At 59.5% G+C, this 12,695-nt stretch carries 4 protein-coding genes; all 4 read right to left on the bottom strand.

From position 1 onward, the window contains the following. Positions 1–106 precede the first annotated feature (106 nt). On the bottom strand, positions 107–367 hold the full coding sequence (locus LRS56_10660; GenBank protein WDU64876.1) for a hypothetical protein: 261 nt from the start codon (positions 365–367) through the stop codon (positions 107–109). A gap of 484 nt (positions 368–851) precedes the next feature. Continuing rightward, entirely contained in the window at positions 852–1,364 is a 513-nt protein-coding gene (locus tag LRS56_10655; protein ID WDU64875.1) for a hypothetical protein, read from the bottom strand. Positions 1,365–2,343: 979 nt separating this feature from the next. Further along, positions 2,344–6,939 (bottom strand): DUF637 domain-containing protein, encoded by a 4,596-nt coding sequence (locus tag LRS56_10650; GenBank protein WDU64874.1) that lies wholly within the window; start codon positions 6,937–6,939, stop codon positions 2,344–2,346. Next, the gene (locus LRS56_10645; GenBank protein WDU64873.1) at positions 6,936–12,677 is read right to left on the bottom strand and encodes a filamentous hemagglutinin N-terminal domain-containing protein; all 5,742 of its coding nucleotides are present in this window, start codon (positions 12,675–12,677) and stop codon (positions 6,936–6,938) included. The genes LRS56_10650 and LRS56_10645 overlap by 4 nt, the downstream gene beginning before the upstream one ends. Between the last annotated feature and the right edge of the window lie 18 nt (positions 12,678–12,695).

The raw sequence follows: 12,695 nt of genomic DNA, 5'->3' as shown, positions 1-12,695 counted from the left end.
GCTGGAAGGCGGCAAAAAGGCTGCAAAAACACCGGCGCCAGGCCGGTGTCAGTGCGTTATACAGTTTTGCATGCCAGTAAAACTGAGGTTTTTACTGATGAGCAAACTACTCCTCGATCAACCCCAGCGCTTCGCCCAAGCTTTCCACAAACTCTGCCTGCTCACCCGAATATTCTATTGCGAGGTTGCTAAACTGCGAGCACAAAGCTGTTTTAGATTCCAAGTCCATCATTTGCAATGTCGAAGCTAGTTGCTCGAGCCCCTGCACTGCAGCATCGGGATTTAATGCATCCTCCCCCGAAAACTCAAGAAATACGGCAAATTCAACAATAGCTCGCGCAACGTGCTTATTGATTTCCTGGCTCACGAATCACCTTCACTGAAATGTTTTTAATGCCCAACTCATCACACATTTCCGAGCTCTATTTGCCTGAGCCTGCGTAGGTACTTCCCAGCGCGCAGTTAAACCATTCTGACTTAACACGTCAGACTGCCTAAGCGCTTGGTCCTTCGACTTGCTCGCCGTTACAACCGAAATATTGCGATCAACTAAAACGTCACCATCCACACCATCGAACTTAACCAACCTTGTTGACCCATCCGGCATTGTTCTCTCAAGCGCAGGCGCTTGGCCAGATTGGGTCGCAGGGTTAGAGCGAGCACCGGTTGCCGAGTCATTGTAATCACGGGCACGCGGACTCACACCTGCATTCGCATCAACCCACTTGACCTTATTTGACGCAAGATCACCTTCCTTTCCGGCGTCGCCACACGTACCTTTTGTACCCGCGCCTTTTGCACCAGATAAATGCGGCCTTTTCCACTTTTTTAGGCTCAGCAGGCTTTTATGCCTAATCCGACAGGGTGTAAGAAACATCTCCCGAGTCGCGCCAAACTCCATTCGCAAAGCTTATCGGCCGCTGTGGATAACATACCAACACCCCTTCGAGGAACTGACGAAACGACAAGTCAAGTCGCGTTATCCAACGCATATTGTCGATTTCCAACAATCGCCAGTTGTCTCCACTGTCGAAACCGAAAGCAGTCCCGGTGCTATCCCAGCCGAACAGCCACACCTCGCCCTTAGCACCCGATTCATAGGGTCCGTCGTTATAAAACCCATCATCACCGAAGTAGTCTGCCGCGGGACATAATGTGGGTTGAATCGTCAAAAGCGACAGCGCGCAGTCGTCCTCCTTTATCTCACCATGCCCCCGCTCCTGCATAAAAGCAAAGTACTCATCGGGAGCCGCTGGCCACTGCTGTCGCATCCCACTCACGTCACCAGAAGAAACAGGGTTCAGCCGCTCTAATAGCACGCATGCGAGTGCATTGAATGCCTCTAATTTTTCGTACATGGTCATGGTCGCCTCGGAGGTTTCTGCGGAAATGCTGTAGTTGTTGGACTTGCTGGGGCATGAACGCCACCTTGGTGAGCACTACCACCCGGCACCGGATGCAAATTCCACCATTGGTTAGGTCCACCATACTGCTGTGGTATCACATGGTGCGCTTGGAAATCCACACCACTCTCCGTCTTGGGCCATTTCAAACCAGTATTCAACTCCCACTCACGCTTGAGATTATTTCGCTGGCTATTGTATTCACGCTGTAAGGCTTGATAGTCGCTTCTGGACGCGACATAAGTGTGATCCACCTGACGCAACTCCTCTGCGAGTTGCGTGCGCTGGTTAGAGGACATCGGCACACCTGAATGATTCTCGACGTCCCGGACCACAGCGCGAGCGTCACTCGAGATACTCGTCCATCCTGATGTGGATGTTGGTGTAAAACTCGCATCATTAGCCGCAGCTTTACCAGTACCTACAACTCCAGTTTCTCCTGAAACCAAACCTGATGGAGTTGCTTTTGTGCCGAGTAGTGAATATTAATCAATCGACTCGATCTGGAAAACCAAAGTAGAAAAGTCGACTACCTCAGTACCGCCACTACACTCCAATTTTGTTATGCAACCCTCCTCACTTATTACAATTCCTGCGTTCCCAACCCAAGCCTGCACGATATCGTTCACACGCCATACATTCCAGACCTTTAGTTCGCAAGCTTTTTTGGACACCACCGTAAAAAAACTGACTCCGGGCTAGTATCAGACCATAAAATTATTTCAGAGTGACGCTGGTTATTTACTTCTAGCTCGCCCTTTACCACTTTTAAACGCAGTCCAGACACCAGCTGTTTAGATGATTTCAACCTTCGAGCCAAGAATCTGCTTCGGCCTGCCCTAATCTTTTTTTGAAAAATCGGGTGCGCAAGCCCCTCAGCAACTTCAATAGGAGCCCCTCGAGTCCGCTGAAAAATTGAAGACAGTGTTTCCGTCATTTATCAATATCCTGGCTTTCGGTAAGGATCGACAGCGGCGTGATCTTGCGGCCAACGAGGAACAAAGTCTTTCCCTCCATCCCGAGCAGGAATGGGTTCGTGACTCAACTCCATAGACTCAACTCCACCTTTATCCGCATTATATCGCTGCGGTGCGAGCCCTTTACTCATTCGATCAAGGTTCTCTGATCCATATGTACTCGCAGCATCGGGAGCAGATGCCTCGTTTTTCCAAAACCTAGCCCGGACAGCAGACCAAGAAGGGTCGTTACCTTTAGCCGTTTGATTATAAACATCATCACCAACCTTCCATCCATTCTTCACGGGCGGACTGTCGATCTGGGCAGGTGCTTTTGGACCGCCACCACCTTTTGCCGCGTTGATCGCCGCAACGGTCAACACCACGCCAGCGACAAACGCTGCTGCACGCTCCGGCGTGATGCCGAATTTCTGCACCAGAACATCAGCAACCGCTTCCGCCGAGTGCCCTGCGGTGACCCCGGCCAAGTCATTCTGAAAGCCGTAGTTTTCCGCGATCAGCAGATTAAGCACTTTTGCTACGGCAGGCGAGGCACTGTCAGCCATGCTCTTGAATCGAGCGGTATCCGCCTCGGCTTTCGCGACGAGCATCGACACATTGGCGCAGGTCTTCGGGTCGTTGCCGCATTCAATCAGGGCCCGGGCGGTTTGCTCCATGCTCAGGTTGTGATATTTCGCGTAACCATCTTCCGCACAGGTTGTGTCGTTACCGCAACCCAGCAGCTCCTTGGATGCCCGCTCCAGATCCGAATGGCTCAGGTAGTTGTACTGAGTGGCGTTGGCCGCGATGTTGGCCGCGATTTCCGGGTCGCCTCCGGTGACCACGGCAGCCAGCACACCCATCAGCTGCGACATCGCCATCAAGTTGACCTGCGCCTGCTGGTTGCCAGGCCGATTCGGGTCGTAGTTGTCCGGCAGCACCAACTCTGCGAGGTATTGCACCAGTGCTTCGTTGGCACCGCCTGCCAGGGCGCCGGTCTGGAAGTCGCCGCCCATGGCCATCGACTTCAAGCCACCCAGCAGCGCATGCGCTGCGATCTTGGTGGGGCTACCGTCAACCAGGGTGGTGTTGCCGATCTGATTGGCCGCCACGGCCCCGGCAATGTTGATCACCGAACCCAACAGGTTGTTGGCGAAGTTATCGCCCAGGCTGCCGCCATTGAACGCGGTCTGGACGATCGTTTCGGCACCGGTCTTGAGAACGACCTGGCCTACGCTGTTCCAGTCAAAACCCAAGGTGGTCGGGTCATAGCCCATTGCGCCACCGATGCCGCCCATCATCCCAGAGACGACATAGCCTTTCATTGCGTCTTTGCTGGTGATGTCTTTGAACGTGGCGCCCAGGTTGCCTTTGTTGCTGATCACGCTATTGGCCGCGTTATTCATCACGGCAGCCAGCACCGCATCGGCAAACCCGCCGGCAAATGTCCCGGCGCCTGCGCCCACCATGCCGGCACCCAGGCCCGCACCGCCGGTTACCACCGCCAGCGCGATCGCCAGTACCACCTGCGCGGCCGGGCCAAGGCCCGAATGGGAATACTTGAAGCTGGTGTGAATTTCCTCGACGCGGCGCCAATCCACATCACCGCGTTTTTCCGCCTCTGCCAGCCACGCCAATTGCGGGTCAGCGGCAACCATGCTGTTGATCACCTGGTGCACGGTTTGTTGGTCGACGTGCTTGATGTCGATTTTCAAGCCATCGACGGCTTTGATGACCAGCTCGCCTTGCGCCTTCATCTGGGTCTGACGCAGGGTTTCGTCGGTTTTGCCTTTGCCGGACATGGAGGTCCAGGCCATGCTGTCCTTGCTCTTCTGGTGACTCTCCTGATGCAGGTCTTTTACCGCCTCGAACGTCACCGCACCGTCGCTGATGATCGCCAGGTCCTGGCCACTCTCAAGCTTGGCCGCCTGATAACGCTGATCGCCGCCACTTTCCAGCGTCAGGTTGGCGCCGGCTTTGATCTCGGTGCCTACATGGGTCACATCCGTGACTTCATCGCGCTGGGTTTTACTGCTGCCCCAACCGCCTTTTTTGCTCATGTCGTACAGCGAATAACTGCTGTTCTGCGCAGCGAGCACATTCAGCGCGTTACCGGCGTTGATGTAAGCGTCATTGCCCGCACTGATCTTGCTGGCGATCAGCGTCACATCAGTACCCGCCACCGCAATCAGGTCCCCACCCGCGCTCAGTTCCGCGCCTTGCTGGGTCACCTCATCCGATTGGGTGGTGGTTTTGGTCTTGCCCTTTTTGCCCTTGGAATATTCATGTTCCTCATTGGCCGCAGCTGCCACGGTCAGGCTTTCACCGGCCTCGACACTCAGGTCTTTCGCGGCGCTGACCCGGCTTGCGACAACCGAAACATCGCGTCGCGCATCAATGGTCAGGTCTGCGCCCGACTCCACCGCCGAGGCATGCTGCACAATGGTTTGTTCGGTGCCGCTGACCCGGCGGCGCTGGTAGGCGTAATCGTCCTGCTCGACCTGGCTGGCGATGACCACGTCGCGTCCCGCCGCGATGGAGGCATTGCCACCGGCCTTCAAGGTGCTCCCGATGTTCTGCACGTCACGCATGGCGCTGAGCGTCAAGGTGTCGGTCGCTTCAAAGCGCGAACCTTCGCTGACCACATCGTCGCGCAGTTGGTAACCGTCGCCCTCACGCTTGAAGGTGGTGACGGTGCGTTCGTTGATAATGTCGCCGGTCAAGGCGGTGGCGTTGATATCGCGCCCCGTCACGATCCCGCCCCGGGTGTTGCGGATCGAGTCGGTGGCCAGCATCTCCAGGCGATTACCGGCTTGGATCAGCCCACTGTTATCGATGTTGTTGGCCGTCAGGCTCAGGTTGTTGGTTGCGCGCAGGGTCCCGCTGTTGTGCAGGTCGCCACCGCTGATCAAGTTCACATCCTGGCCCTGGATCAACGCTCCGTTGGGCGCCAGGCGGTTGTTGGCGTTGGCGAGATACAGCACGGGGGTCAGGACTTTCTGGCCGTTGACCTCGGCCTCCTCCATCCAAACGATATCGTGGGTCAGCGCGGCAACCTGCTCTGCGGTCAACGACACACCCAGCTGCAGGTTCAACGAGTCCTTATAGGCAATGGCGTTGTCCATCAGGTATCGGTACAGCGCGTCGTCGCTGGTGATGCCATCGATATAGCGCTGGCCGGTGCGCGCCACCACGGCTTCGCGAATCAGGCGTTGCTCGTACAGGCCATCGCCCAGGCGCCGGTTGGATTGATCTGGAGTCACACCGAGCTTGTCGAGCAGGTAATCGGAACTCATGAACTGCTTGAGATCAGTCAGCGCCGGGTTGGTCTCGATCATGTATTTATGCTGGTTATCGACCGCCGCAATCTCAGGCAGGCCCCGTACACGCGGGATCGAAACGCCTCGGGTATCCAGGGCGGACGGCCCTTGACCGTTGACCGAGCCGGCGAGCGGTTGACCGTCCACGCTGAAACCACGTTCTTGCACGGCGCTGTAATCCAGCGCCTGTTCACGGTCGCGTGATGTGATCTGGCGCCCGTCGATACTCAATCCGGCGTTCCCCGTCACGCCGTTGCCGGCGACACCGGCCTTGCCCTGCTGGCCGCTCAGACGAAACAGGCCGTTCTGCCCGACAGGCAAGGTGAAGCCCGGCAATGTCACCGGGTTGACCTGGCGCTGCGCCAGGTCAGGCGGCAGTTGCGTGGTAATCGCCGGTTTTACCGTGGAGGCAAACACATCGGAGTTGGTGTTGCGGTTCTGCGCCGGGGTGTTGATGTCGGTGGCGTTGGGGCGAATGACGCTGTTGTCGATTTTCGTGGTGGCGTTGACGGTGACCTGGCCCGCCGCCTGGATCACTGCTTGCGCGATCACACTGCCGGTCGTGGGCACCACATAGGTACTGGTTTCATAGAAGTTGCCGACCCCCGCCATGACCTGGGCCATGTTTATCTCACCCGGGCGATAAGCCCCCGAGTTGGGGTTATTCACCGTATTGAACTGGCTCTGGCGGTTCATGAACGTGCTGTAGATGCCCCGATCACGGGTGTACAAGCCCGAGTTCAGATGGCGCTCCTCACCTCCGGCAGCGCCGCGGTTGGTCAGCACATCGGTATTGATCAGGATGTTTTTGGCGGCCGACATCGAGCTGTAGAGGTTATCGACGGTACGGCTGCCCACAGTCAGCTCACCACCGGCAGTGATAAATGCCGACGCCGAACTGCCGGTGATGACATCCTCATACTTCTCTACGGAGGTGAAATACAGCTCGCAGCCTTTGCCTTTGCAACCGTCGTTCGAATAGATGTTGATGTTGCCCGACACCAGTTTCTTTTCCGTACTGAACTGGTCGCGACGGTTACTCAGGGCGTCCGTCAGCAAGCGCATGTCGCCGGCGCTTTCCAGGCTGCCGGAGACGTTCTCAACCAGACTGCTGCGCCCGCTCGCGTCATCCCTGGCAATGTCCAGGCCACCCAGGCTGTAGACGTCGCCGTAGCGGTTGCTGAAGTCATTGACCCGCAGGGTCATATCACTGCCGCTGAAAATCAGCCCCCTGTCATTGAGTAAATGGGTGGCGTTCAACCGGACTTTTCGGCGCCGCCCAAGGTCCCGTAATTGTTCAGCGTGGTGGCATTGACCGTGAGGTCACCGAGGGCTGTCACGCGCCCACGGTTGTTCAGGGTGGTGCTGTTGATCTGGGTCAGCCCGCCACCCGCGATGCTGGCGTTATCGCCCAGGTCCATGCGTGCGCTGGTGAGGGTCATACCGCCGACGCTGCTGACGCGCCCATTGCCGCTGTAGCCGCCGCTAAGCGTGAGGTTCAGCGTGCCGTCGCTGGCCAGCAAGCCCTCGTTGGTCCAGGTATCCCCGGTGCCGGTCAGGCTTTGTGAGCCCAGCAACTGCCCGCTGGCGGTCTGGGTGAACTGGCCGATATCAAGGTTCAGGCGCCCGGCCTGGATCACGCTGCTGTTGGTCCAGCTCGCAGCCTTGATATCCAGTTGGCCGTTGGTGACAAAGCTGCCGCCGGCGCGGGTGACCTGATCGGACGTCAGGTCGAATTTACCGTTGCCGGTATGGACGAAACGACCCCCATTGTTGTCCAGGGCGCCGGCTTGCAGGGTCAGCTGTTCATTGGCGCTTTCCAGCGTGCCGAAGCGGTTATCGAACAGCCCCGAGGTGCTGATGTCGGTGGTGCCGGTACGGCCCATGGCCCGCAGGGTCCCGCCGACGTTGTTGATGGCCTGGGCGCCAATGTGCAGCGTGTCATCACTCTCTACCAGGCCGAAGCGATTGCTCAGGGTGCCCGTCAGCCCGAAATCGATGACCCGCGCGCCGACCTTGCCGCCGTTACCGGCAGCCGAGCCCTGATTATTGAAATCCTGGGCCGTGACCTTGAGCAACGTATCGGCGTACACACCGCCGCCCTGGTTATTCAACACGCTGGTGACAATACGGTTTTCACCGCCCAGGGCCGACAGGTGACCCATCTGGTTCAGCAGCCCGCCCGTGGCCTCGATATTCAGCGACTGCGCCTGGGTGATGCCGCCAGCGTTGTCAAACAACCCCGTGACCAGCTTGGTCCAGCCCTTGGCGCTGTTAAGCACACCGCCGTTGCCGTTGGCGACACTCGCCGTTTGCAGGTCCAGGTTGCCGCCACTGCTGTCGACTCGCCCGCCCTGATTGTTCAACGCGCCACTCAGGCGCAAAAAGTTGTCGGCCTGGCTTTGCAGCGAACCCTGCTGGTTATTCAGGTGGCGGGCAGCCAGGTCGAGTCGCCCCTTCTGGCTGAAGATCAACCCGTCCTGTTGGTTATGGATGTCGCCGGCCAACAGCTTGAGGACCAAGTCATTCTGGCTGGCTATCGTGCCTTTTTCGCGGTTATCCAGGTCGCCATTGGCCAGGGTCAGGTCGAGCCGGTCCTGACTCACCAGTTGCCCACTGCGGTTATCCAGGCTGGCCGCGTTCAGCACCAGTGCCCCTGCGCTGGCCAGGCGGGCGTTGTTGGCGTTGATCAGCGCGCCGCTGAGTGTGCCTTCCAAGGCCCCGGCACTGGTCAACTGCCCGGCGGTGTTATCCAGGCGCTGCCCGATCAACGTGATGCTGGCGGCATTGATCTGACCGCCACGGTTGAGGATATCGCTCTGAGCGTTATTGAAATCCACCCGTCCGCCGGCCGAGATCAACCCGCCGTGGCTGTTGTCCAGCAGGCCGTCCACTGTGAGGGTTACATCGCCCTGGCCAGATACCACGCCCTGATCATTGTTCAGGCTGGCCGCACGGATGCTTTGGTTGCCCTCGCTCACCAGCGCGCCCGCGCCATGGTTATCCAGCGCGCCGGTAAGGCGGGTCTGCAAGGTGCCACTCTTGCTCGACAAGGTGCCCTGGCTGCTGTTGTCCAGGCTCCCCCCGGCAACCACCAGCCCGTTCCAGCCCGACAGCAAACCCTTGTCTGCGTTCACGATCGACTGGGCGTCCAGCTGCAATTGGTCGGTGCTGAGAATGACCCCACCGTCGCTGTTATCAATGCGCTGGGCCTTCACGGTGAAGGCCGTCTGGCTGGAGATTTCGCCCTGACTGCGGTTGGTCAGTTCGTTCAGCCCGGCCAAGGTCAGCGGCCCCTTGGCGCTGATCAGCCCGCCCGTGTTGTCCAGGTTGCCGCCTTGCAGGTCAAGCGCCACCGCGCGCTCACCGATCAAACGCCCCTGACGCTGGATCAATTGCTGCACGGTCAGTTTCAAGTCGCCCTTGGCGGACACTTCGCCATCCTGGCTGGAGTCGAGTGTCTGGCCGGACAGGCTGAGGTCACCCAGACTGCTGATCAAACCACCGCGGTTATTTACGTCGTCAGCGGTGAGGATCAACTCGCCGTCACTGGCCAGTTGCCCGCCCTGGTGGTTATCCAGCGTGCCGGTGCTGAGGGTCTGTTGGTTGGCGGCCCAGAGGCTGCCTTTATCACTGTTGTTCAGCGCACCGGCGGTGGTGTTCAGCACGGTCGCCGCCGTGATCCGGCCCTGGTTGCTGTTGTTCAACAGGCCGGTGACGTTCAAGCCCAGCATGCCGCGACTGGCCAGCGCCCCACCGGCCTGGTTGTCGAGGCTATCGGCGTGCACCTGCAAAGCGCTGTTTGCCGACACCACGCCTTGCACACTGTTGTCCAGAGCCCTGGCAATGCGCACCTGCAGGCTATCGCCACTGATGATTCTGCCGCTGCGGTTGTTCAGCGAGTCAGCCTCTATCAGGAATGACTGCTGGCTGGAAATTTCCCCGCCCAGGCTGTTGTCGACGCTGCCCAAGTTACGCAGCAGCAACTGGCCGGGCGTGGCAATCAACCCACGGTCGCGGTTGACTAGGGCGCCCTGGCTCAGGTCCAGGTCAATGTTGCTGTGGCTGACCAGTTCACCGCGATCGTGCTGGTCCAACCCGGTCAGGGTCGCCTTGAGCGTGGACTTGGCAAAGATCGAGCCTTGCTGGCTGTTGTCGACTTGACCGGCGTTGAGGGTGATACCGGAGTCGCTGCTGATGCTGCCTTGCTGGCTGTTATCGAGCGCGGTGCTGCGCAGATCAATCTGCTGCTTGGCGCTGATCACACCGGCCTGGCTGTTGGTCAGGGCCGCACTGGTGAGATTGATGGTGCCGTCGGCCAATACCTTGCCGGCCTGATTGTTCAGCGCCCCTTGGGTCGTCACCGCCAATGCATTCGCGGCAGACAGAATGCCGCCCTGGCTGTTGTCCAACGCCTGCGCCTTGACGGTAAGCTGGCCTTCACTGACCAACGTGCCCTGCCCCTGGTTGAGCAAGTCGCCCGACAGGCTCACCGCCAGGTCTTTCTGGCTGGTGAGACGCCCGCCCTGGCTGTTGTCCAGGCTGCCGCCGTTGAGTGTCAGCCCTTCGCGCCCGGCCAACAGGCCCTTGCTCTGGTTGAGCAGGCGCTGCACCGTCAGCTCCAGACCCGCGTCGCCAATCACCTTGCCGGCGCTGTTATTCAGTTGATCGGCCACCAGCAGCACATTGGCCTGGCTGGAGATCTCGCCTTGCTGGTTGAAGATGCGTTGACTGTTAAGGTTCACTCCGCCCGTGGCGGCCACCAGCCCGCCGTTGCGGTTATCCAGTTGCGTGCCGGTGAGGGTCAGGCCGCCCTCGCTGATCAGCTCGCCCGCTTGCTGATCAAGCACGCCGACCGTCGCGTGCAGATCACCCTTGGCGCTGATGCGCCCGGCGCCGTTGTCGACCTGATCGGCGCTCAGGTTCAACTGGCCATCGCTGCTCAGCCGGCCGCCATTGCGATTATCCAGGCTGGCCAATGCCACACGGGCATCCGCCTTGCCACTGATAACGCCCTTCTGGCTGTTGTCAAAACTGCCGCCGGTCAAGGTCAACGCCCCGTCGGCAATCACCAGCCCGCCCTGGTTTGTCAGGGTATCGCCGTGCAGTGTCAGCGCGGCCTTGCTGGATACCATCCCGGCCTGGTTGTTGTTCAGTTGGCCAACCACCAGGTGCTGGCTGCCCTCACTGATCAGGTTGCCCTCGTTGTGGTTATCCAGCAGCCCGATCACGGTAGCGGTCAAGTCGCCTTGGCTGGTGACATTGCCCTTGTCGCTGTTGTCCAGGCTGCCGGCGTGCAAGGTCAGCAGGCTGGTCGCGGAAAAAATCCCCAGCCGATTATCGATGGTCCCGCTGGCGGTCACGTTGAGGTTACTGCCGAGCAATTTGCCTGAACGATTGTCCAGGGTCGTGGCGACAATCGTGGTCTGGCTGGCCGAGATTTCACCCACTCGGTTGCTCAGTGCCCCGGCGTTTACTTGCGCCTGTTGCTGGCTGGCAACCAAGCCGTTGTCATTGGTCAGCTGGCCCGCGTTGAGGGTTAAATTGTTGAGACCGATGACCCGGCCACTCTGGTTCTGCAGTGCGCCGGCAATGTCGATGTTGGCGTGGTTATCGCTGTGCATCACGCCCTTGGCGCGGTTGTCCACGTCGGTGGCATTCACCTTCAGCGAGTCCGTGCCCTGCACGCGGCCAGCGCGGTTATCAAGCTGACCGGCGTTGACGATGGTTTGCACGCCACTGAGTGTGCCGCCCTGGTTATCCAGGGCCTGTTCGGCGGTGACCGTCAGCGCACGGCTTGCAACCACGCTACCGGTATTGGTCAAGTCACGGGCGGTCAGCGCGACGGTGCCTTGGGCATTGCGGGTGTTATCGGGGTTAACGCCGGCTTCGATAATCCCGTTGTTGGTCAACCGTCCGCCGGCGTCCAGCGCGATGCTGTCCTTGGCCGCCAGGGTCTGTTGGCTGGTCAATGCGCCTTGGGTTTTGATCGACAAATCGGTACCGGCGTAGACCGCACCTTTGGCCTCCACACTGGCCGCCTTGACGGTCACTGCACTGCCGGCGGACACCTGGCCCATGACCACGTTACCGCCGGCATCAATCTGGATATCACCGCCTGCCACCATGTCGCCGGACAGCCGTACGCCAACCCCGGCTTCGGTGCCCACCAGCTTGACCGCGCCCACGTACATGCCGCCCAGCGCCGACGAGTCAATCGCCAGGTCAGGCGCCGTGCTGCCGTCCGCCGCCCGTGCGGTGGCGGTCAAGGTGCGTGCATCCACATCGTTGCGACCGGCGACGATGGTGAGTTTTTTCGCCTGGATCTGCGCGTTGATGGTGGTGGCGCGGGTGATGATTTCGAATTGATCGATGTTGCTCGCGTTCAGGCCGGCGCCTTCGATGGCGACGCTGCCTCCGTCGACCTGGTAACGGTTGACCTGGCCGTTTTCGATCACCGCTTTACCGGTGGTCAGCGTGGCCTGCGGGGTATTGATAAACCCACAGCCGTTGCAGGTGATGCCGTACGGGTTGGCCACGATCACATGCGCCGACTGCCCCGCCACTTCGGTGTAGCCACGCAGCTGGCTGGGGCTGCCGCCGTTGACCTCGTTGAGGATCACACTCGCGGCGGTGCCTTTGAGGTTCTGGTTGCCGAGGATGATTCCGCCCAGCTGGGTGGATTGGGTGCGGCTGGTGGCGTTGTTGAGGATGACCCCATTCGCGCCGACGTTGTAATCCTGGAACTGGTTATGCGACAGCCCGCTGCCGTTGGGCGCAGCGATATTGACGATGGGCACGCCGTTCGCCGCCTGGCCCAGGCTGGTGCTCGGCGCACTGACCACAATCCCGTCCGCCTGCGCCAGCAATGGCTGCCAGAACATCGCGTTGGCCAATACCAACGCCAACCCGCGCTTGGGCAACCCCAGAAAGGTCGAGCGGTTTTTCAGGGTTGCAGAAGGCTGGCGCGCAAGGAAGGCGAACTGGCTAACGTCCATGTCATGTCTCGATGCCCG

Origin of the sequence: Pseudomonas poae, assembly GCA_028869255.1 — a bacterium.
GTDB lineage: Bacteria > Pseudomonadota > Gammaproteobacteria > Pseudomonadales > Pseudomonadaceae > Aquipseudomonas > Aquipseudomonas poae_C.
Note: the sequence above shows the minus strand (reverse complement) of the source record. Positions and strands in the feature narration are given on the sequence as shown.